This window comes from Shewanella sp. SW32 (assembly GCF_025653365.1).
Classification (GTDB): Bacteria; Pseudomonadota; Gammaproteobacteria; order Enterobacterales; family Shewanellaceae; genus Shewanella; species Shewanella oncorhynchi.
On record NZ_JAKKSJ010000022.1, the window covers coordinates 33,301 to 54,764 of the forward strand.

Below are 21,464 nucleotides of genomic sequence, written 5' to 3' on the forward strand. Positions count from 1 at the left end.
GCGCTGTGTGAGTTAAGGATATATGCGAAAAAAGTTAGCAAAATTAAATCTGCCATTATGGCAATGGCTGGCAGTCATATTGTTTCCAATTGGAATTGCTGCTGTTGCAAGTTATCTCTCTGCACAGTATTTTGTTGAAGATAAAGTCAAAGGTGTGGGGGCTATTTATGTAGATCACGTAGATACTTTGATCTCTCATGCCGATGAAATCAGCCATTATGCATTGGCATTGAAGGATTCTGAGTGTCAAGAGTTATACAACTATATGTTGTTCCAACCTTACTTTCGTTCGGCTTTAATATTTGACTCACAACGCGTTTATTGCTCATCTAAAACCGGTGATATTGATATTCCCCTGAGCATTGTTAGTGTTACCGAAAATCTTGAAATATCTAATCAGTTTATTATTGCGGGCACGCCTTTTATGCCTGAGGTGCCCGCGATAGTGTCATCTAAATGGGACCCTAAATCTAAACACGGCGCCGCTGTGATTATTGAAGGGAAATATTTAGTAGATTCCTTTGTACAGCCCGATGTGTTTCCCAGCGCAGTTATCAATGTCGCTTTATCCATCAATGGAAAAACGATTCCTGAATCACTCGGATTTATCAAAAATGAGGTAATGACTTTAGATTCTGATGAGCATCGTTTTTCGGTGTTACTAGAAATGTCACCTGCTTTTTTTAGGCATTTTTTTTGGATATTTTTTGCCATCTCACTACCCTTTAGCATTATTTTGATTACGGGTTCTATCTTGTTTGTGCTCTATTCACGGTTATCTCGTCACTCCCTTGCTGATGATATTCGTAGCGGGATAGAGAACGAAGAGTTCTTTTTGGTTTATCAACCTGTGATCTGTGCTGAGGACGGCAAGGCCAAAGGAGTCGAGGCATTAGTGCGTTGGCAGCACCCACAAATGGGCTTAGTACGGCCTGATTTGTTTATTCCTATCGCCGAAGAGAGCAAGCTGATTGTTCCATTGACCAATTATATCTTCGAAAAGGCATTAAAAGATTTTGCTAATATGAAGGTTGAATTGGGCTTTAGAGTCGCGTTCAACGTGGCGCCAGAGCATTTCACCCAAGATGATATCGAGTCGAAATTTATTCATCTGCGGGATTCTTTGGATCGTATTGGCGTTAAGCCTTTAATCGAAATCACCGAACGGCAATTATTAACGCCGGATATTTGCCAGCGCATTGAAAGCTTACGCCAGTTGGGGATTTTAGTGGCTATCGATGACTTTGGTACTGGGCAAACAACCTTATCTTTGTTACAAACCATGCCATTGGATTACTTGAAAATCGATAAATGCTTCATCGATACCATAGGGCAGGACTCCGTGACTTCCCACGTGCTCGATACCATTATTGAGCTCTCCCATAAGATGAATTATGTGGTGGTGGCTGAAGGGGTTGAAACGCAGGAGCAGGCAGATTATTTGACCAGTCGCCAAGTCCATTTTTTACAAGGTTATCTCTTTGCTAAGCCGATGAAGCTGGCGGATTTAAAGTTATGGTTAGTCGAACATTTCAAAAAGTAGCATCATGATGTAAGTCTGCCATAAGGGCGTCTTGGTGCCCTTATGGCTATTCAACTGTCTTAACTAAAGGTTCTGGCTCGAGGTTCTGATTAAAGGCTATAACCCGTTTCTTCGTGTTCCGATAAATCTAAGCCGTTAACTTCTTGTTCTGTGCTGACGCGAAGGCCGCCAAGTAGCTTACGGATGATCACAAACAGCAACCAAGTGACCACCGCAGTATAAGTAAATGTCGCCGCAACCCCGATAATCTGTACCCCAAGTTGGTCTATCATAGTGTTGTTCATAGTCGCAAAACCGTAGCCGCTAAATATGCCTAATTGGGTCGAGCTAAAGACTCCTGCCAAAAGGGTACCAAGAATACCGCCGACACCGTGCACGGGGAAAACGTCTAAGGAGTCATCGATTTTAAGTTTCTGTTTGATATAAACCGTTGAGTAAAAACACACGATTCCACCGAGTAAACCTATAACTAAGGCGCCTGCTGGGCCAACATAACCTGAGGCGGGAGTGATAGTGCCTAAGCCCGCTACCATGCCTGTGACTATGCCAAGGGCGCTGGGTTTACCAAACTTAATCCACTCAATTGCCGCCCATGTCATCGCGCCCATAGAAGCGGCGAGATGAGTAGCTAGAATCGCCATGGCTGCGGTGCCGTTAGCGCCTAGCGCACTGCCGCCGTTAAAACCGAACCAACCCACCCACAGCATGCCCGCACCTGTGACTGTCATCGTCAGGTTGTGCGGCATAATCGCCGAGTTTAAAAATCCTTTGCGTGGACCTAGCACTTTAGCGGCCACGAGCGCAGCAACCCCTGCGGTGATATGCACCACGGTTCCGCCCGCGAAATCATACAGTCCTAGCTGTGCTAACCAGCCACCGCCCCAAACCCAGTGGGTGATCGGCGCATAAACCAGTAATAACCAAGCACCTGAAAAGATAAGCACAGCTGAAAACTTCATTCGCTCGGCAAAACCACCGATGATTAAAGCTGGCGTTATGATGGCAAAGGTCATTTGAAATAGAATAAACAGCGGCTCGGGAATATCCCCGCTAAGACTATCGCGACCAATACCTGGCAGTAGTGCTTTGTCTAAGCCACCGATGAAACTGTTACCTGTGTCGAATGCGAGTGAATAACCTAGCCCGAACCATAAAACTGACACTAGGGCGGCAATAGAGAAGCATTGCATCAATATTGAAAGCACGTTTTTACTGCGAACTAAACCGCCGTAAAATAAGGCTAATCCTGGCAGGGTCATCAACAACACTAATGCGGATGAGCTTAAGATCCACGCTGTATTTGCAGCACTAAATTGACCATCATCGGCGACGGCATTCGTCGCCAATACACTGAATAATATCAATAGGTATTTAATACTGAGTCTGAAGCTCACTAGCATCATAGGGCATCAACTCCTTCTTCCGAAGTGCGAATGCGCACCACTTGTTCTAACGAAGTCACAAAGATTTTGCCATCACCCACTTTGCCCGTATGGGCTGCAGCAATAATGGCATCAATAACGGCATCTTCTTGATCGGAATGAATGGCAACTTCGAGTTTAATCTTAGGTAAAAAGTCCACTGCATATTCAGCACCACGATACAATTCCGTATGGCCCTTTTGGCGGCCAAAACCGCGTACTTCAGTGACTGTCATGCCATGGACGCTGAGCTGAGTTAAGGCTTCACGTACATCGTCTAATTTGAACGGTTTAATGATTGCGGTGACCAGTTTCAATTTTCTCTCCAACAAGCTGCGGACTCAATTTATTGGAATAAAGCAGGAATTAGGCCATATAGACAAAGCATTTATTATCATTGCGTTAACATTAAAATGCACCGAAATAGTTTAAAATTTTGATGCAAAACGGTGCAATGCAAAGTTAATCTGCCCTGATTTGGTGCGTATTTTGGTGCAAGGTAAATTTGCTTGACTAGCATGAGTGCAGCAAAAGTCGAGTGAGTATGGCGCTAGGGTAATTCGCGTTTTAATGCGGTAAATAAAAAGTGGGGATTTAGCAAAAAATTAAAAATTATATCAATTAAACATAATGTTATATTAGTTTTGTTATGTGAGTTTTCTTGCTTAAGCTTCTAGCTGTTTGACGCGCGCCCAGAGGTCAGCATTAACTGGTGCACTTAAACCGTGCGCTTGTGCACGCTCACAGATATAACCATTAATTTGGTCTATTTCAGTTCGTCTTTGGTGTGCAATATCTTGGTGCATCGATGAGAAATTCCCCGCAGTGAGGCGGATCACCTGATAGACCCTGTCGTGTAACAATTGTTTATCGAGATGCACGCCCTCGAGTGTGGCAACCGTGACTAACTCGTCGAGAATGCCTTTAATCATGTCACTAAAATCTGGCTCGGCGAGTGTGCCATTAGGACATTGATATAGTGCTGTAAGCGGATTAATCGCTGCATTAACGGCGAGTTTCTGCCATAGACAAGGCACAATGGCATCCACCCATTCACTGTTGGGGATAGCCGTCAGTAAAGCATTGCGATAATGCTCAGTGAGCTCTGTACCTGCAAAATGCCCAAATTGAGTTAGCCCTTGTCCCGTTTGCCTAATTTGCCAACTGGCTTGACGTAACACCCCTTGGGAAGTTGTCCCTAGGCTTAGCCCTCTGCCATCAGCTTGCGCATCAATTAGCGGCGCTAGGGCTAAATGAGGTCCCATGCCATTGTGTAATAACAAAATATGGCATTGTCTGGGCAGTTGGTTAAGTAAGGGTAAAAGTGCATCGAGCACTTGATAGGCTTTGACGCAGACAATCACGAGGCGGATATTATCGAGCGCATTGGCCGTCAAGATAGGCACAGAATACTGGAGTGCGTGTGTTTTCTGTTGATTATCATTGGCCAGCGCTAATGGAGTGACGCTAAGTGTCTGCTGTATAGATGCAATTGAATCGCGGCCGATAAGACCAACACTCATGCCCGCTGTAGTCAGTTGGTGGCAAATAAGCTGCCCAACGGCACCAGCACCTAAAATCGCAATATCCACCACGCGATTTATGTTCACAGCATGAGTCATATGTGTAGCCTTAAGGTATCGGTCATCAGTACCAGCTTGAAGCGCCTGAGTTAATCTTCTCGCAATTGCGCTGCGCGGAAGTATTTGCCATAGGCCCAATTGCAAAAGTAAAACAGTGCAATACCCGAAAAGTCGGCAATAACATCACCCACAGAAGCGCTACGGTAGGGCAAACGTGATTGCACTAACTCAATTAAAATGGCGTAGCTTGCCAGTGTGAGAGATAACCAATACCACTTAGGTTTGAAAGCAAGATAGGTGAGATAGGAGAGGCAAAAAAAGCTCCCAAGATGGCCTACCTTGTCGATATTCGGAATACTTTGCGAATAGGTTGGTCTGGAAAATACCAGATAACTGATCACGACAAAGGCTACGGCTAAAGCCAGCTTAAATAGGGTATTTTTAGTTATCACAAATATGTTTGTATTAGCTTAGAGTGGGGCAATGATAGGAAAATGTGTGGCTAAAGTCACCCATGATTACGCTTTTATTCTAGGCTTTACCTTCAACTTAGGCCTGTGTGTGGGTAAACTAGCTGCATATTAATTTGATATGGGACATAAAAACTATGCCTTCAATGGATATTGTGTCAGAAGTGAATGAAGTTGAACTGCGTAATGCGGTTGATAATACTAAGCGTGAGCTGGCGACACGTTTCGATTTTCGCGGTAAAACGGCTGACGTGGAATATAAGGACCATGTGGTCACGTTAACCGCTGAAGATGACTTCCAATGCCAACAATTAGTGGACATTTTACGTATGCAACTGAGCAAACGTAATGTGGATCCGTCTTCGATGGAAGTCGATGAGAAAGCTATCCACAGCGGTAAAACCTTCTCCCTAAAAGTGAAGTTTAAAGAAGGTATAGAAACCTTAATTGCTAAAAAACTGGTCAAGCTAATTAAAGACAGCAAACTTAAAGTGCAAGCGTCTATTCAGGGCGAGAAAGTACGAGTTACAGGTAAAAAACGTGACGATTTACAAGCTGTCATGGCGTTGGCACGTGAGTCTGAGTTAGGCCAGCCTTTCCAATTTGATAACTTTAAAGATTAATCGAGCAGAATTGGTTTAACGTGATGCAGTATCGCGTTTGCCATTTCGTCTTTAAATGTAAAAGCCCTCACACTAAGGTGTGAGGGCTTTTTTATATTGATGACATAAGTGCTATGAGACCTTAATCCGATTTTGCTGGTGCACTTTTTGACGAATCATCCATTAGTGATGTTCTGGGGTGCGGCGCATACTTGTTGACTAAGATAACCAAAAACAACACAGGAAAACCAATCACACTGGCGGCGACAAAGAAGTTCACATAGCCAAATGCGTCGACATAAGCCCCCGAGAAGCCCGCGATAAATTTAGGGAAAAGCAACATAATCGAAGACAGTAAGGCATATTGCGTTGCACTGTAGCCGTTGCTGGTGAGACTCGATAGATAGGCAATAAATGCCGCCGTGGCTATCCCAGCGCTGAAGTTATCCACGGAAATAGCAAAGGTTAAAAAGGGCACGTTGTAGCCAATCACTGCCTGCCACGCAAATAGCAGATTGGTTACGGCAACCAGTAAGGCACCGAGGAAAAGGATTTTCATAGTTCCGAAGCGGGCTAACAAAACACCGCCGAAGGCTGCGCCGACTAAGGTCATGATCAGGCCATAGATTTTACTCAAATAGGCAATTTCTTCCTTAGTGAATCCCATGTCCACATAAAAGACGTTCGCCATAATCCCCATCACAATATCCGAGATCCGGTAGCAAGAAATCAGTAATAAGATGAGGATAGCGCTGCGGCCATAGCGTTTGAAAAAGTCGATAAAGGGTAAAATACTGGCCGTATATACCCAAGATATGCCCGCTGCGATAATTCTTGGATAACGGGCACTTAAGCGTTGTTTTAGCGCTAATTCAGTGGCATCGGCGGCGCGGGTATCGACTTCGGGTTCGCGGCTAAAAAGTGTGGTCAGAATCCCAACAGACATCAATCCTGCCATAATCAGGTAAGAAGTTTGCCATGCCACTAAGTTGTATGCCGTGTTACCGGGTTCAACCCAAGCCGCTATGGTGAGTGCGCCTGCGGTGGCGATAATCATGGCGCTGCGATAACCCACTTGATAGGCCGCTGCTAGTGCGGCTTGCATCTTTTCTGGGGCTGATTCAATCCGAAAGGCATCAATAACAATATCTTGAGTGGCTGAGGCAAAGGCGACCATTAATGCGAACAGTGCCAAGCGCTCGAGATCTTTGAGAGGGTCACTAAAAGACATGCCTAAGATGGCACCAACCAATAACAACTGAGCGAACAGCATCCAGCTACGGCGGCGGCCTAGAAATCGAGTTAGCAGTGGCAGTGAAAGTCGATCGACTAAGGGTGACCAAGCCCATTTAAACGCATAGGCTAAGGCTATCCAGCTGAAATAACCGATTGAAGTGCGATCAACACCAGCTTCACGCAACCAAAAGGATAACGTTGAAAATACCAGCATTAATGGTAGACCAGCAGAAAAACCCAGTAATAACAGGATCAAAACCCGCTTGTGATAATAGACACTGAGGGCATCGAGTGTACGTTGAATAAAACCTTTTGCGGACATAGGCATGAGTCTAAGTGTTTAATCCGCTTAGCTTACGGGTAAGGTGCCATAGGGTTCAAGGGCTAATGGTATTCCTTTTACTTTGGAGTCCCGTTTAGCACTATAAGATGGTTGAATATGGCTCGAGAGTTAACTGCTTGTAGCTAAAAGTTTACCGCTTATCTTTATCGCTAGCATAGATCTTGATAGTAAGGAGAGCGTAATAATGTACACACGAGGAATTGGTTTACGAAATAAAAAAGGCCCTATTACAGGGCCATTTTTTATCGATAGGAATGCTGAACTTAAGGTCTTATCCCGATGCATCCCTGCGGCACTCGGCCGCCTAAACTCAGGTAGTCACAGCAATCATTTATTTGCTTACGCAGATATTGATTACCGCGGATCACACAGTCAGGCCACCTGTTAAAGCTGTGGAGCAAGTGCCAAAACACTTTTTCAGTTTCCGTTTGCGCTTCGCCAGTCGAATTCAGTTGCTGCCATTCTTCTAACGTGTCCCATAAGTAAAGTTGCACTTCATGGAAGTCGAGTTCTTCACTCAAAAACGCTTTTCCATAGAAGGCGAGTTGGGGCGCTTTATTATCGATGAACTCAGTTGCCGTCATCGTTTGCCTCCTTTCTGTTTACTATCACAGTATAGATGCAAAATTAGCGCTTTTGCTCGAAATTATATTTTGATTACTGTTTTGGTAATAATTTGGCTTTTTTCAATATGATAGGGGTAACAGGAACATCGGGCCAATTGAGCTTAGTGTTAGTTCCTGTCTCAACGACAGCCATAGCTTCGAGGACAGTTTTACCTTCAATCACTTCACCAAATACGGCATAACCCCAACGACGTTTAGAGGGATCGAGCTTAGTGTTGTCGGCTACGTTAAAGTAGAACTGACGAGTGGCTGAGTGCGGCTCGTTTTCACGTGCCATGGCGATCGTGCCCATGCTATTTGTTAGGCCATTTCCTGATTCGTTGACTATCGGCTTACCCTCGGGGAGCTCTTCATACTTGGGGGTGAGTCCGCCGCCTTGCACCACAAAGTCACTGATCACGCGGTGAAATATTGTGTTGTCGTATTCGCCTTTAACGACATGAGTTAAAAAGTTATCGACAGTGATTGGTGCACGAGTTCTATCTAGCTCGACCACGATTTTGCCTAAGCTAGTATCAAATTCGACTCTGGGATACAAGGTATCGGCCTGAATGTCGAGTGCGAGGCTATGATGACTCATAAAGATGAGTAAGAGGGCTGATATCCAACGGAGCATATTGATTTCCTTATAATAAACTGACGCTGTTATTTTTGTAGAAACTGATTAAGCTCAGGATCGTTTAGAATCTCGCCGGTAAGTTGGCCGAGCAATTTGTTCATATCCAGTTCTAAGGTTGCAAAATCGGGCGTTAAAGGACCTTTTAAAGTGCCTTTGGCTTTATAGCGTTTAACCAGCTCTTGGGTGGAGTTTTTGGCTTGAACTGCGATTAACACACTGTGTTTTGCCTCATAGCCAAAGGTCTTTTTAGTGATATCCATTTGCAATTCTTCTAATTGAATTTGCACTGAATTACTTGCGCTTGGGTCGATTTGGTAGCCCGCTTGAGCAAAACCTGCGCGGAATACTTCATCGAGTAACAGTTTAGGCGGTTCGCTCGGGCCAACTAAACGTGTTTTTGTCCCTTCTTCAATAAAACGAGCAACATAATCGACTGTGCGTGTATCTACCGTTTCAAGAGCGATAGGTACAAGTTGCGCCGTTTGTTGGCTGATATTGGGCACTTGAGGGCTGAAAGCCATATGAGTCGGATTTTGGCTGGCACAGCCCGCGAACAGCAGGGGGAAAGTCAAGGTCAGTAATAGCCGTTTCATGGGATCTCTCGTACAAGTAAAAGTGGCTACAGCATACCAGAAATCACTTTTGATGCCACAGAACACCGTGATTCAGTTGAGGTACAGCTTTTATTGCTAATATCTTGTGCTCATTATTCACATCCGTGTTTTCTGTGCATTCACATCATTTATTCGCATAGTTACAAGGCATGGAAGGCAGGTTAAATATGGAAAAAATATCATTCACTTCGTTATTTGTTGGCCTGATGCTGGCGTCAGGCCTGATGAGCTCCAATGCGCTCGCGGGCGATTCTGCCCATATACTGGGTGGTAGTTTAGGTTACGGTACCCAAGAATTTGAAACTAAGAACGGTAAATATGATGCGGGTGACACCTTAACCAGCGACTTATATTACCGCTATATGCTCAACGAGCATTTTGGGTTTGAGGCGGGTTATTTAGCGGGTTCAGGTGGGGTGGCGAGTGCGCTTGTTAGCGTCATCAGTGAGATAAAAGATTTACGTTACCAAGGTGTTAGAACCGCGGCTTACGGTGAGTATGCTTTGTCTCGTGGTAACAGCTTGTATGCCAAATTAGGCGCTGCTTACACTCAAGTCAGCTATGAGATAGATAAACAAGATATGGACTCGGATGATGTCGGTTTTTATGGCGCTGCAGGCTGGCAATATCGATTTAAGTCAGGATTCGGTTTGAATTTGGAATACCAATATATCCCGATGAAAGAGCTTGAATTACAGGGGATCAACTTTGGTATTAGCTACCGATTCTAATCTTTCCTTATCCAACGATTAAAGCGCCTTTAGGCGCTTTAATCGTTTTACAAACAAGGAATTTAAAACATTAAACCGAATACTGACTGGCAACAAAATGACAACATTTTGTCCTTGCACTCTTTTAATGCAATGGGGGACAGGTTAGAGTAAAAATTCGATGTTTAGAATGAGAGAGCATAGATGCTCCCGCGTCTTTTTTGTAAGGCTTAGTCATGTTAACGATAGCAACGCAAATCGCCCCAGATAACCTGATCAATCCGAAGGGGTTACCCCATTTTGGTCATTTCGATGGCATAGTCAAAACCTTAGGTTTAGCGGACTTTGCCTATTTCGATACCATGGATAAACCTGCTTCAGCGTGGGCTAAGCATTTCGATTATAAACAATTTCAGTTTGTCTCTTTGGTCACGCCGCGTTATGTCCTAGGCATCGCGCTTGCCGATATTGCCTACGTCGGCAGTGCTTTTTGTTATTTATACGATATAAAAACCAACACACTCACCCAGCTTGATTGGTTAAAACCTTTGAGGTTTGGCTATCAAATTACGCCATCGCCAGCCGAGGGCCGAAGTAGTATTGGCCGTAAAGGGGCGCAGTTAAGCTTTGAGATTGTAGAGGGCGGTTGGCGGTTAATCATTGATACTAAGAACATTCAAGCCGATGTTACTTTACACTCAGCCCCCTTAAGTTTGCCTATGGCCATGTGTAGTCCTACTGGATACAACGGCTGGACTTACACACAAAAGCATAATGGTTTGACCGTTAAAGGTAGTTTGACTGTGGGTCATGAGCCGCAGCCGCTGAATCAAGCTTTAGCAGGCTATGATTTTTCAGCGGGTTACATGCGCCGTGATACCAGTTGGCGCTGGGCGTCAATTAACGCGCGGATCCATGAGGGCATTATGGGGCTTAATTTAGCGGCGGGTGTTAATGAAACTGGGGCTACTGAAAATGTCTTTTGGATTAATGGCGAGCGTCATTTACTCGGGCCAGTGCAATTTGAGTTTGATCGCCATGCCACGCTCGGCGCCGAGGTTTGGCGAGTCTACAGTCAAAATGGCCAAGTGGATTTGCAGTTTGCGGCGCGCAATTGTCGCAGTGAAAAGCGTAATTTGCTCTTGCTTAAGAGTAATTTCCGCCAATTCATCGGTCATTTCAGTGGCACTATTACCGATAATCAAGGACACAGTTACCAGATAAATAATGTTCTGGGGCTCGCCGAAGATCACTATACCCGCTGGTAGCTAACGGCGACTAACGGATCGCAGCTGCCTGCGTTGTGGCGTTGAATGCGGTTTATAGAATGCAGTTAGAGTTTTTATAAAAGTAACAATAAAAATAACCATAAAATAAAAATAGAACAGGATGATCTTATATGGATATCGCCTCGCTGATCCAGCACCCAGAATTGTTACTGCTGGTGCTTGCACCTTTGTTTTTCGTGTGTATTTTGCTGGAATGGTACTTTGGCGATAAAAGACAAAAGCTACCGTTAAGTGCACGTTATCGCGGCCAAGAAGTGCTGTGTAATTTCAGCCTCGCGGCCATGCACCAAGGTGCCGATCTGCTCACTGGTTTGCTGATCGCTAAGCTGTATTTGGCGATTTTTGGTTGGAAGTTATTCGATATTGAAATGGGCCCATTGAGCTTTATTGCCTTGATGGTTGCGCAGGACTTTTGTTATTACTGGTTCCACAGGGCGAGCCATAGAGTCCGCTGGATGTGGGCGGCTCACGTGGTGCACCATAGCTCTGAGAATATGAATTTTAGCACTGCGTTTCGTCAGAGTTTAATGTATCCCTTTGCAGGCATGTGGGTATTTTGGTTACCGCTGGTGGTCATAGGTTTCGATCCAAACTGGGTGGTGTTTGTGGTATTACTCAATCTGGGATTGCAATTTTTTGTGCATACCCAAGCGATTAAATCACTCGGACCGCTGGAATGGGTTTTCAATACACCGTCACATCACAGGGTGCACCACGGTCGTAATCCCCAATATATAGATAAGAACTATGCGGGCGTGCTGATTATTTGGGACAAGCTGTTTGGTACCTTTGAGCCCGAAGTGGAGACTGTGATTTACGGCATCACTAAGCCAGTGAATAGTTTTAATCCCTTTAAAGTGACTTTTAGTGAATGGCGAGACATGTTTGCAGAGGTCACAGCGACAGGTTTGAGTGTTAAACAACGACTACGTATCTTGTTTGCTCCGCCTTCCAGCAGTTTAAAAAGCGAGGAATAACAATCCACTGCATTTTCCAAGTTAAATAGCGCAAATGGCTAATAGTGTCTTGAATTTAGCCTTGCTAGCCTATATTCCGTTTTTTGCCACTGTTTTGGTGTAAAAATGTACAATCCCATACTTTGGTGGTACTTTTTGGGGTAAGGAATTTAACTCGGGAGGACTTATCATGATGGATGAACCTCGATTATCCGCGGAGGAGCTTGCTTGTTTTAGCGAACTTTTTTCGCCGACTCGTGTGGGCACAACCTTGACTAACGATCCCCTAGTCAATCACGTGCTCACAGTCACAACTGAAGTGCCGCAAGTTATCGCCTCGATTCTCGGTAAGGCAAAACTCACTCTATTGGCCGAAGTCGGGCCCTATAAACTCTGGTTTCCACTACTGATGAAAGTGGATGACTTTGGACAGTTTCAACCCACTTTAGGTGTGCCTGAAGTGCTAGATGCCTCGGGAGTGGAGCGCAGTTGGCGGTTAACTCAAGCCGATGATGTGTGGATATTCGACCACGATCAAGGTGAGCAATGGTCTGTTGCCTCGCTATCTAGTTCTGGCATGGCCATCCGTGCTAAATCACAGCAGCAATTTAAGCAATTGTTAGGCAGTAAAGATCTGCAATTACAATTGCCCAATGGCGAGACTATGCGCGTCGATATCGAGCCTATTCGTAGCGAGAAAGGTCTGGCCTTCGTTAAGTTTCAGGCCGAAACCGAAGAGCGTGAAGCGTTACGTCAATTCTTATTTAGTCGCCACCGTAGCCAGCACGCTCAGCTCTACCGTGACTTACGTTAGTACCTGCATTGCGACAGTTTTCGGCCTTGTGTTAGTTGACCTGTTATCTAAAAATCTCAGTTCTGCAGCTCAAATGTGAAATCTACTGATTTTGAAACTGTCATTTGTGATTGCTGTGCTTTTCACCGATTGTTACCTGCCAATCTGTCGCCCGATGGATTAGAATGGCGGTGAATTCAACACATCAGAGCGAGCGGTATGCACGTACATATTTTAGGAATTTGTGGAACCTTCATGGGTGGTCTAGCGTTATTGGCTAGGGCCAAAGGGCACAGAGTGACGGGCTCGGATGCCAATGTCTATCCTCCAATGAGCACGCAACTAGAGGACCAAGGCATTGAGCTTATTCAAGGTTTTGATCCTAGCCAGCTGGGTGAAGCAGGGCACTATCCTGACTTAGTTGTCATTGGTAATGCCATGAGCCGGGGTAATCCTTGCGTGGAAGCCGTGTTGAACATTGGCATCCCTTATACCTCTGGCCCGCAGTTTTTAGCCGATCATATTTTGCCTGAGCGTTGGGTGCTGGCAGTGTCTGGCACTCACGGTAAAACCTCGACATCTAGCATGTTAGCCTGGATTTTAGATGATTGCGGTTATGAGCCTGGGTTCTTAATCGGTGGCGTACCGCAAAACTTTGGTGTGTCGGCACGTTTAGGCAAGACCGCTTTCTTTGTCGTTGAGGCCGACGAATACGACAGTGCCTTCTTCGATAAACGTTCGAAATTCGTGCATTATCATCCGCGTACCTTAGTGATCAACAATCTTGAGTTCGATCATGCCGATATTTTTACCGATCTGGCTGCGATTCAAAAACAGTTTAACCACTTAGTTCGCACCGTTCCTGGTGAAGGCAAGATCATTTGGCCCGCCGATTCCCATGCCGTTAAGCAAACGATTGATATGGGTTGTTGGAGTGAGCAAGAAACCTATCATTTAGCCGAATCGACCAGCGGTTGGTATGGCAAAGCGTTAAGTGATGATTGCCATCGCTTTGAAGTATTTTTTGATGGCGAGTCCCAAGGTATTCTCGAATGGGATTTGATTGGTCAACACAATATTGAAAATGCCATGATGGCCATTGCTGCCGCACGTCACGTGGGCGTTAAGCCGAGTGCTGCAATTGAAGCTTTAGCTAAGTTTATGCCACCTAAGCGTCGACTCGAATTACTCGGAACCGTTAATGGTGTGAGCGTATACGACGACTTTGCACACCATCCAACGGCGATTGCGACCACGTTAAAAGGTATGCGGGCTAAGGTTGGGCAGAGCAAAATTACTGTGGTACTTGAGCCGCGTTCAAATACCATGAAGAGTGGTGTCCATAAAGACACTTTAGCTTTTTCTATGATGCAAGCCGACGAAGCCTTTTTATATCAAGCCGATACCATCGACTGGAATATGAAAGAAGCTATGGAAGCGGCGGTGATCCCTGTGACTGTGTTACATCAAATTGATGATGTGGTCTCCAAAGTCGCAGCAACCGCCAAAGTAGGCGACACCATAGTGGTGATGAGTAACGGTGGTTTTGGTGGGTTACATAAGAAGCTGCTGGCCGCATTAGAACAGGCTTCAACTGTAGAGCAGGTTAGCTAACATGGCCTACGCAAAGTCGACTAAGGCGATTAGCTTAGCTTGGACGGGCGCCTCTGGTGCTCCCTATGGGCTTAAGTTACTCGAGTGTCTGTTGGTATCGGGATATCAAGTGTTTTTGATGATCTCCAGTGCAGCTCGAGTGGTATTGGCGACGGAACACGGCATACAGTTAAGCGCCAACAGTGACAAAGCCCATGCCCAGCTGTTGGCTTTGCTGCACGAAAAAGGCGTGATTATTGCTGGCGAGTTAGTGGTATTAGGCAAAGATGAGTGGTTTTCACCGCCTGCATCGGGTAGCGCAGCACCTAAACAAATGGTGATTTGTCCTTGCTCAACGGGGACGTTAGCGGCAGTTGCTACCGGAATGAGTAATAATTTACTCGAACGCGCCGCCGATGTGGTGATTAAAGAGCGCGGCCAACTTATCCTAGTACCGAGGGAAACTCCTTTTAGTGCCATACACTTAGAGCATATGTTAAGCCTTTCTCGCCTCGGCGCGACCATTATGCCCGCTGCACCCGGTTTTTATCACAATCCCAAATCGGTAGAAGATCTGGTAGACTTCATGGTCGCTCGAATTCTCGATCATTTGGGCGTTGACCATGCATTAACGAGTCGCTGGGGTTATGACAAACAGTCTAACCGCGACCTCGACAATTGAGACTTATATGAAACACACCACCGAAGTGATGATCTCTGCTGAAGAGATAAGCCAGAAATTGGATCAAATGGCCGAGCTAATCAATGCCCATTATGCCCACAGTGAACGTCTGCTGATGGTAGGCTTGTTAAAAGGCTCAGTGGTCTTTATGGCTGACCTATGTCGCCGCATTAAAGGTCATGTTGAAATCGATTTTATGTCGGTTTCCAGTTATGGCAATACTATGACCAGCTCACGGGATGTGAAAGTGCTGAAAGATGTGCAATCAGATATCGCCGGTCGCGATGTATTGATTGTGGAAGACTTGATTGACTCAGGTAACACCTTAAGCAAAGTGCGCGAGATGTTGTTACTGCGGGAGCCTAAGAGCCTTGCACTGTGCACCCTGCTGGATAAACCTGAACGTCGTGAAGTGGATGTGAAGGTCGATTTTATCGGTTTTACTATCCCTGATGAGTTTATCGTAGGTTATGGTATTGATTATGCCGAGCAGTATCGCAATCTACCTTATATCGCCAAAGTCGTACCACTCGATTAAGTGTCCGATACAGTTTAAAACTCCCGCAACAGGCGGGAGTTTTGCTTTTTGCTGCAATATAAAAAGCATTAATGATTGAATCATTAAATTTTTTCTTTTCAATCAATTAGCTAATTTTTTGCTTTAGTTCTGCAACCCATCATTGTAATTGTGTTTTTTAGCACCATCTTATTACTTTCTAATGTGTAAGGATCGGTACAAATATGGCGAATATTACCCATGCTCTGGTACTCGAAGGGCTTAAAAAAACCTATAAAGGCGGCGTAGAAGCGGTCAAAGGCATCAGCCTTACCGTCAATCAAGGGGATTTCTTTGCCTTGCTCGGCCCCAATGGTGCGGGTAAATCCACCACGATTGGTATTATTAGCTCCTTAGTGCAGAAGAGTTCTGGTACGGTCAAAGTCTTTGATTATGATATCGATAAGCAGCTAGAACACGCCAAGCTCTGCATTGGTTTAGTGCCACAAGAGTTTAACTTCAACCAGTTTGAAACCGTGCTGCAAATTGTGGTGAATCAAGCGGGTTACTATGGTGTGCCAAAACCTATCGCCCTTGAGCGTGCCAAAAAATACTTAAGCCAACTGGATCTGTGGGAAAAGCGCAATAGCCCTTCGCGGGAATTATCCGGCGGGATGAAGCGACGGTTAATGATTGCGCGCGCTCTGATGCACGAACCTAAATTATTGATTTTAGATGAACCTACCGCAGGTGTGGATATTGAACTGCGCCGCTCTATGTGGGAGTTTCTTAAACAAATAAACCAGCAGGGCGTGACGATCATCCTGACCACTCATTACCTTGAAGAAGCGGAAATGCTTTGCCGTAATATCGGCATTATCGATAAAGGTATTTTAGTGGAATGCACTAGCATGAAGGCGCTACTGAGTAAGCTGAATATGGAGACTTTTATTCTCGATCTTCGTCGCGATACTGGAACGGCCCCCGTGCTCGATGGCATGGCTTGTCGCTTAACCGACTCTCATACCTTAGAGGTGGATGTAGCGAAAGAGCATAATCTTAACGATGTCTTTAGCCAATTGAGCGCAGCCAATATTGAAGTGCTATCGATGCGTAACAAGTCTAATCGGTTAGAAGAACTCTTCGTCGAACTCGTGAAGAAAACTCAGGGAGCCTCAGCATGAATCAGCTCTACTTTATTGCCTTTAAAAGTATTTTAAGTAAAGAGATTAATCGTTTTACGCGAATTTGGATCCAGACCTTAGTCCCGCCAGCGATTACCATGACCTTGTATTTTTTGATTTTTGGTAACTTAGTCGGCAGCCGGATTGGAGAAATGGGCGGCGTATCTTATATGGAGTTTATCGCCCCTGGTTTGATCATGATGTCGGTGATCACTAACTCTTACTCGAATGTCGCTAGCTCATTTTACAGTGCCAAGTTTCAACGTAATTTAGAAGAGTTGATGGTGGCACCTGTGCCCCATTATGTGCTGATTGCTGGCTACGTAGGTGGCGGCGTGGCGCGCGGTTTGTGTGTCGGCCTAATAGTGACGTTAGTGGCCATGTTCTTTGTCGACATTAGCTTACATCATGCAGGTTTAGTGGTGATGACAGTGTTTTTAACTTCAGTGTTATTTTCATTGGGTGGCTTAATTAACGCTGTTTTTGCTAAAAGCTTCGACGACATTAGTATCATCCCCACCTTTGTGCTTACCCCATTAACTTACCTTGGCGGCGTATTTTACTCCCTGTCACTCTTGCCCCCATTTTGGCAAGGCGTGTCGGCACTTAACCCTGTGGTCTATATGATCAACGTGTTCCGCTACGGCTTTTTAGGCTTTGCCGATATCAGCGTGCCATTATCCATCGCCATTATGATCGGTTTCTGTGTCGCCCTGTGGACCTTAGCGTATTACTTAGTCTCGCGCGGAATCGGCCTGCGTTCGTAAACATATTTATTGAGAGCATATTAAAAAAGGGAGCCATTAAGGCTCCCTTTTTACTGTTTAACTTCTCGTTACTTCATACGACGACGCATTGCCGCTAGAGGTAACAACAAGGCGGTTAGCCAACCTAGAGCACCGCCACCTGAACTATCAGGTTTACTTTTAACTGTTAGTACTAGTTCTCCTGGATTACTTTGGAGCTTTCCGTCATTCGCTATTACGGTAAACGTGTAAGTTCCTGCTTCAGATGGAGTAACAGTTATGTTTTCGTTTGTTGGAGTAAATTCTAAGGTCTTTCCTCCTGTTTGAGCCCAAACATAACTTAAAACATCTCCATCAACGTCTAACGGATTGGGTTTTAGTGTGATTGCATTTCCTGCAACACCGCTTTGAGGCTGTGGTGCAACAACTGGAGCATCATTCACATTTTTTACGTCGATCGTTACGGTGGTAGCTTCGCCAGTATTGCCATCTTCGTCTGCAGATGTATAGCTAAGCATATCTGAACCGAAATAATCTTTCGCTGGAGTGTAATCAATTCCACCAGCGGAATTGATTGAAGCAGTGCCGTGTGAAGGTGCTTGTACAATAGCTAAGCTGCCTAATGCACCTTTTGGCATGATATCAATAATGCGTTGGGCGTTTGCCGTAATGCCATCACCTGTAATTGATACTCGAGCAACTTTCATATCTGGTTTGGTATCATTTTGTAAGACATCAATTGAGACTAAAGCTTCTTCGTTGGTTTCAATTACATCGGCTTGTCCAACATTGAGAGTTGTTGCTTTAACATCATAGTTAATAGTGACATTTCCTGCTGTTGTATTTTTTAAGGTTAGTGCATCACCAGTTGCAATGCTGCCACCTGTACCATTAAAGTTATAAGTCGTCCCAATAGTACCGCCTACGTTCTCTGCACCAATAGTGACGTTTGCAGGTATATTTGGAATATTGATATAGTTAAAGACAACCTCTTCAGTATCACCTGTCCTAATCCAAATACTAAATGTATAAGCGTTACCTGATGTATCGCCATAGAGTTTGCCCTTATTCCACTCTAAAGCTAACCATTTCACCCCAGCGCCATCAGTGAATACACCAACGGCTAAATCACCACCACCAGTATCGCCGACAGACTTATCTGATAAGTCGAAATCAGACCAGAATGGAGCAAGGATATTATTTGGGTTACTACCATCTGGTAATTGTTTATTTGCAAAAGTACCACTTGCACTTCCGCCGCCAACAATCGCTAACCCATTGTCTGAGATTGTTATTTTGCTGTAGCTCACACCGTTGTATTTAAAGCTTGGAACTGTAAAAGTAAAGGCTTGTTCATCACAGCCTTCAGGGCAAGTAACGGGGACAACACCTAAGCCAACGATACTTGGAAATCTTTGAGCACCTTTGGTTGTTGCCATTTTAGGTAAATCTAGTTGGCCTACCCATGTGACAACCCCTAAATCTTCATTTACCTGCAATCCATTTTGTGTTGCACCTGCTAAAGTGACTTTTACATCATCTTTTGAGGTTAGTTTAGTACCTTTAGGCGCTTGCGCTGTTACTGTGACTGTATTTGCAAATACATTATTGTTCACAGTTGCAACCAATGGGATCACATCACTCGCAGTAATATCTGTTTTGGTTGTTAGTGTAGAAATTAAGGATGCATTACTTGATTCTTTAGCTAAAACAGCTAGAGGTAAATGAGCATTTTGTAACCCTTCCGTGCTGTTGATTAATATGTTTCCGAAGATCCACTCGCCATATTCAGCGAAAGTTGAGTCAACGGTTACAGTAAACGTGGCAGAGGCTCCTGCGGCAAGTTCTAAGGTAGAGGGGGATACTGTGATGCCTGTGCTATCTGATGAAGTTGATAAGCTCCAAGATGTCGTTGCATCGCTTTTGTTATAGACAGTACGAGTGAAGGTGCATGGACCAACGCAAGAGTCTGAAGCAATTGAAGGTTTGTCAAAGGTTAATACTGCCTTGGCTGCAGCATCTAAATCCATGCGACCTGCACCCATGTCAAATGGAGTTGCTGGGGTTGTTGCATCATCATCGAGAATGTCTTCATATTTAGCCGTAGAAGTGAGAGCCGTTTTTATATCATTTGCGCTCCACTCTGGGTGCAGTTGGCTCATAAGAGCTGCCGCACCTGCAACATGAGGGCTTGCCATACTGGTGCCAGAGATCATATTGAAGTCTTCACCACCATCATCAGGAGAAAAGGCTGATAGAATGTTGGTACCAGGTGCTGCTATATCCGGTTTAAGAATATTTTGGTTGCCATTAGGACCGCGTGAACTGGTGCTATTTAGGTTATCAGCAAGTTCAGAAACCATGATACGTTTAGTTTTAGCAATTATTGTACCTGTTGTTGCAGCATCTCCCATGGCTTCAATTACGGCTAAACCTGCATCTTTCGTAATCATGACAGCAGGGAATGGTTCACCAGGCATAGACATAGTCGTTGGTGCACCTGCCGCATTGTTATAAACTACAAGGGCTTTAGCGCCTGCAGCTTTTGCGTTTGTGGCTTTTAATGAGAAGTTACATGTTCCGCGAGAAATCAATGCAATGCCATCTTTGAACGAATCCGCAGCAAAGGCATCACAACCATTGGCATTTTCAGCATCTAAATTAACGGCCGCAATAACTGGAGCGGTAATATCTTCTGAAAGCACAGCATCAGAACTTGGGACAGCAAGTAAATCACCACCACCGATATTAAAGCTATTAGCGAAAAAACGCCCTGTTGTAGTGTTAGCAACAGTTATTCCTGATTCAATACAAGCAGGGCAGCCGATAGTTTGAGGACCATTACCATCGTTACCGGCAGCACTAACTACAACAACACCCGCAGCTTCTGCAGCTTCAAACATGGTTTTGTATGGGCTGCTAGCTGGATCACTACCAGCACTCCCCCCCCATGAGTTGTTGATTACATCTGCGCCATCATTAACAGCATGTTCTAAGGCTTCCATTAACATGATGTTTGAACCACTACCACCAGTACAGTCAGCTTTACTATAAAGAGCTTTATAAACCATTAAGTATGCAGCTGGAGCAACGCCTGATAACTCAACAGGGATTTCTTTGAAGGTTGTTGATACTTTATTGCCAACGGCGGTTCCTGCTACGTGAGTACCATGGCCACCAAAACCGAGTGGACTCATGTATTCATCAGCGCAAACAGGGAATGTAGGTTGTGACCAACGCGCAACGATTAGTTTGTTATTACAGAAAGATGCATCAACAGTCGAGCAATAGTCATCCGATGGTAAATTTCCACTTGGTGCAGTAAAGCCAGCGTCAGTAAACATGGGGTTTTCAGGACGAATGCCACCATCAATGATTGCGACTTTAATTCCTTTACCTGCATTTTCCATCCCAGAAACGGCTTCCCACATTGCTTGGGAATTAATAACTTGGTGAGAAGCATCCATGTTTATTTCATACATGGTTTCTGGATAGACTGATTTAACACCTGGCATTTGAGCCAGTTTTTCAGCGGTTAATCCTTGGCCAACAACAGTGACACCATTAAATAATGTTTGAAAATGGCGTTCTATTTTTGCATTAGGTACTGTTTTAGCTAGAGCAGAAGAAAAATTGTTCTGCTCTTTTGTAAGATGATTGGCGTAGCTTTTTACTTCAGCTGACTGTACGTTAATTTTTTGACCTTCTTTTGCTGAAGCTGTTGCAGCAAACGAGCCAATACCACCTTGGTATTTAGCGAGTGCAGGAGATTCCATTTCAACAATAAAACGTTGTGGTGCACCTAAATTTGTTGTTGCCACTTTAGGTTTGCTAAATTTATCGTGAGATGTGATCTCGGGTGAGTAAGGTTTAAATGTAAATTCACTGTTAGCAATAGCTGCGCTTGAGAGTAGTGCAGCGGAGATAGCGATCGATAGTTTTGTCTTCACAACTTCTT

The 21,464-nt window shown here is 44.7% G+C and carries 20 protein-coding genes; 11 read left to right on the forward strand and 9 right to left on the reverse strand.

The window, feature by feature from the left end:
• Positions 1 to 22: 22 nt before the first annotated feature.
• A complete protein-coding gene (locus L5M28_RS14170; RefSeq protein WP_263198105.1) occupies positions 23 to 1,543 on the forward strand; it encodes an EAL domain-containing protein in 1,521 nt (506 codons plus the stop codon).
• An 89-nt stretch (positions 1,544 to 1,632) separates the two neighbouring features.
• On the opposite strand, the gene L5M28_RS14175 is transcribed toward L5M28_RS14170, so the two are convergent.
• The 4 genes from L5M28_RS14175 to L5M28_RS14190 form a co-directional block, all read right to left on the reverse strand.
• Positions 1,633 to 2,946, reverse strand: a complete 1,314-nt coding sequence (locus L5M28_RS14175; RefSeq protein WP_263203672.1) for an ammonium transporter — start codon at positions 2,944 to 2,946, stop codon at positions 1,633 to 1,635.
• Positions 2,943 to 3,281: a P-II family nitrogen regulator gene (locus tag L5M28_RS14180; RefSeq protein ID WP_105250140.1), complete on the reverse strand. Its 339-nt coding sequence runs from the start codon at positions 3,279 to 3,281 to the stop codon at positions 2,943 to 2,945. Before L5M28_RS14180 ends, L5M28_RS14175 begins: the two co-directional genes overlap by 4 nt.
• Positions 3,282 to 3,629: 348 nt before the next feature.
• On the reverse strand, positions 3,630 to 4,586 hold the full coding sequence (locus tag L5M28_RS14185; protein WP_263198102.1) for a ketopantoate reductase family protein: 957 nt from the start codon (positions 4,584 to 4,586) through the stop codon (positions 3,630 to 3,632).
• A 50-nt stretch (positions 4,587 to 4,636) separates the two neighbouring features.
• Complete coding sequence (locus L5M28_RS14190) at positions 4,637 to 4,999, reverse strand: VanZ family protein (protein ID WP_105250138.1); 363 nt, start codon at positions 4,997 to 4,999, stop codon at positions 4,637 to 4,639.
• A 155-nt stretch (positions 5,000 to 5,154) separates the two neighbouring features.
• Between L5M28_RS14190 and L5M28_RS14195 the strand changes: the two genes are divergently transcribed.
• The gene (locus L5M28_RS14195) at positions 5,155 to 5,640 is read left to right on the forward strand and encodes a YajQ family cyclic di-GMP-binding protein (RefSeq protein ID WP_006080274.1); all 486 of its coding nucleotides are present in this window, start codon (positions 5,155 to 5,157) and stop codon (positions 5,638 to 5,640) included.
• Positions 5,641 to 5,761: 121 nt separating this feature from the next.
• Here L5M28_RS14195 and L5M28_RS14200 read toward each other — a convergent pair whose 3' ends face one another.
• The 4 genes from L5M28_RS14200 to L5M28_RS14215 form a co-directional block, all read right to left on the reverse strand.
• Entirely contained in the window at positions 5,762 to 7,177 is a 1,416-nt protein-coding gene (locus tag L5M28_RS14200; protein WP_263198100.1) for an AmpG family muropeptide MFS transporter, read from the reverse strand.
• A 284-nt stretch (positions 7,178 to 7,461) separates the two neighbouring features.
• On the reverse strand, positions 7,462 to 7,782 hold the full coding sequence (locus tag L5M28_RS14205; protein WP_263198099.1) for a hypothetical protein: 321 nt from the start codon (positions 7,780 to 7,782) through the stop codon (positions 7,462 to 7,464).
• Between the two features lie 73 nt (positions 7,783 to 7,855).
• Positions 7,856 to 8,440: a peptidylprolyl isomerase gene (locus L5M28_RS14210; protein WP_028761870.1), complete on the reverse strand. Its 585-nt coding sequence runs from the start codon at positions 8,438 to 8,440 to the stop codon at positions 7,856 to 7,858.
• Between the two features lie 29 nt (positions 8,441 to 8,469).
• Complete coding sequence (locus L5M28_RS14215; RefSeq protein WP_263203674.1) at positions 8,470 to 9,036, reverse strand: YajG family lipoprotein; 567 nt, start codon at positions 9,034 to 9,036, stop codon at positions 8,470 to 8,472.
• Between the two features lie 227 nt (positions 9,037 to 9,263).
• Between L5M28_RS14215 and L5M28_RS14220 the strand changes: the two genes are divergently transcribed.
• The 9 genes from L5M28_RS14220 to L5M28_RS14260 all read left to right on the forward strand — a co-directional run bounded on the left by L5M28_RS14220 (position 9,264) and on the right by L5M28_RS14260 (position 17,527).
• Positions 9,264 to 9,788 carry a porin family protein gene (locus L5M28_RS14220; RefSeq protein ID WP_409437975.1) on the forward strand — a complete coding sequence of 175 codons (525 nt, stop codon included), beginning with the start codon at positions 9,264 to 9,266 and terminating at the stop codon, positions 9,786 to 9,788.
• A 215-nt stretch (positions 9,789 to 10,003) separates the two neighbouring features.
• A complete protein-coding gene (locus L5M28_RS14225; protein WP_263203676.1) occupies positions 10,004 to 11,035 on the forward strand; it encodes a DUF2804 domain-containing protein in 1,032 nt (343 codons plus the stop codon).
• Between the two features lie 131 nt (positions 11,036 to 11,166).
• Entirely contained in the window at positions 11,167 to 12,033 is an 867-nt protein-coding gene (locus L5M28_RS14230; protein WP_131523721.1) for a sterol desaturase family protein, read from the forward strand.
• A 169-nt stretch (positions 12,034 to 12,202) separates the two neighbouring features.
• Positions 12,203 to 12,826, forward strand: a complete 624-nt coding sequence (locus tag L5M28_RS14235) for a hypothetical protein (RefSeq protein WP_263203678.1) — start codon at positions 12,203 to 12,205, stop codon at positions 12,824 to 12,826.
• A gap of 198 nt (positions 12,827 to 13,024) precedes the next feature.
• Complete coding sequence (mpl, locus tag L5M28_RS14240) at positions 13,025 to 14,419, forward strand: UDP-N-acetylmuramate:L-alanyl-gamma-D-glutamyl-meso-diaminopimelate ligase (protein ID WP_113939772.1); 1,395 nt, start codon at positions 13,025 to 13,027, stop codon at positions 14,417 to 14,419.
• A gap of 1 nt (position 14,420) precedes the next feature.
• The gene (locus L5M28_RS14245; protein ID WP_113939774.1) at positions 14,421 to 15,080 is read left to right on the forward strand and encodes a flavin prenyltransferase UbiX; all 660 of its coding nucleotides are present in this window, start codon (positions 14,421 to 14,423) and stop codon (positions 15,078 to 15,080) included.
• Between the two features lie 7 nt (positions 15,081 to 15,087).
• Positions 15,088 to 15,618, forward strand: a complete 531-nt coding sequence (gene hpt / locus L5M28_RS14250; protein WP_028761726.1) for a hypoxanthine phosphoribosyltransferase — start codon at positions 15,088 to 15,090, stop codon at positions 15,616 to 15,618.
• A gap of 203 nt (positions 15,619 to 15,821) precedes the next feature.
• Positions 15,822 to 16,760, forward strand: a complete 939-nt coding sequence (locus tag L5M28_RS14255) for an ABC transporter ATP-binding protein (protein ID WP_263181964.1) — start codon at positions 15,822 to 15,824, stop codon at positions 16,758 to 16,760.
• On the forward strand, positions 16,757 to 17,527 hold the full coding sequence (locus L5M28_RS14260) for an ABC transporter permease (protein ID WP_006080287.1): 771 nt from the start codon (positions 16,757 to 16,759) through the stop codon (positions 17,525 to 17,527). The genes L5M28_RS14255 and L5M28_RS14260 overlap by 4 nt, the downstream gene beginning before the upstream one ends.
• 68 nt (positions 17,528 to 17,595) lie before the next feature.
• Here L5M28_RS14260 and L5M28_RS14265 read toward each other — a convergent pair whose 3' ends face one another.
• A complete protein-coding gene (locus L5M28_RS14265; protein WP_198572892.1) occupies positions 17,596 to 21,456 on the reverse strand; it encodes a S8 family serine peptidase in 3,861 nt (1,286 codons plus the stop codon).
• Between the last annotated feature and the right edge of the window lie 8 nt (positions 21,457 to 21,464).

Bases quoted from the DNA above. Each gene is read 5' to 3' on its own strand.
- L5M28_RS14255 (WP_263181964.1), top strand. From the start codon at position 15,822: ATGGCGAATATTACCCATGCTCTGGTACTCGAAGGGCTTAAAAAAACC.
- L5M28_RS14230 (WP_131523721.1), top strand. From the start codon at position 11,167: ATGGATATCGCCTCGCTGATCCAGCACCCAGAATTGTTACTGCTGGTG.
- hpt (WP_028761726.1), top strand. From the start codon at position 15,088: ATGAAACACACCACCGAAGTGATGATCTCTGCTGAAGAGATAAGCCAG.
- L5M28_RS14170 (WP_263198105.1), top strand. From the start codon at position 23: ATGCGAAAAAAGTTAGCAAAATTAAATCTGCCATTATGGCAATGGCTG.
- L5M28_RS14215 (WP_263203674.1), bottom strand. From the start codon at position 9,036: ATGAAACGGCTATTACTGACCTTGACTTTCCCCCTGCTGTTCGCGGGC.
- L5M28_RS14235 (WP_263203678.1), top strand. From the start codon at position 12,203: ATGATGGATGAACCTCGATTATCCGCGGAGGAGCTTGCTTGTTTTAGC.
- L5M28_RS14220 (WP_409437975.1), top strand. From the start codon at position 9,264: ATGCTGGCGTCAGGCCTGATGAGCTCCAATGCGCTCGCGGGCGATTCT.
- L5M28_RS14205 (WP_263198099.1), bottom strand. From the start codon at position 7,782: ATGACGGCAACTGAGTTCATCGATAATAAAGCGCCCCAACTCGCCTTC.
- L5M28_RS14210 (WP_028761870.1), bottom strand. From the start codon at position 8,440: ATGCTCCGTTGGATATCAGCCCTCTTACTCATCTTTATGAGTCATCAT.
- L5M28_RS14175 (WP_263203672.1), bottom strand. From the start codon at position 2,946: ATGATGCTAGTGAGCTTCAGACTCAGTATTAAATACCTATTGATATTA.
- L5M28_RS14260 (WP_006080287.1), top strand. From the start codon at position 16,757: ATGAATCAGCTCTACTTTATTGCCTTTAAAAGTATTTTAAGTAAAGAG.
- L5M28_RS14185 (WP_263198102.1), bottom strand. From the start codon at position 4,586: ATGACTCATGCTGTGAACATAAATCGCGTGGTGGATATTGCGATTTTA.
- L5M28_RS14245 (WP_113939774.1), top strand. From the start codon at position 14,421: ATGGCCTACGCAAAGTCGACTAAGGCGATTAGCTTAGCTTGGACGGGC.
- mpl (WP_113939772.1), top strand. From the start codon at position 13,025: ATGCACGTACATATTTTAGGAATTTGTGGAACCTTCATGGGTGGTCTA.
- L5M28_RS14200 (WP_263198100.1), bottom strand. From the start codon at position 7,177: ATGTCCGCAAAAGGTTTTATTCAACGTACACTCGATGCCCTCAGTGTC.
- L5M28_RS14195 (WP_006080274.1), top strand. From the start codon at position 5,155: ATGCCTTCAATGGATATTGTGTCAGAAGTGAATGAAGTTGAACTGCGT.
- L5M28_RS14225 (WP_263203676.1), top strand. From the start codon at position 10,004: ATGTTAACGATAGCAACGCAAATCGCCCCAGATAACCTGATCAATCCG.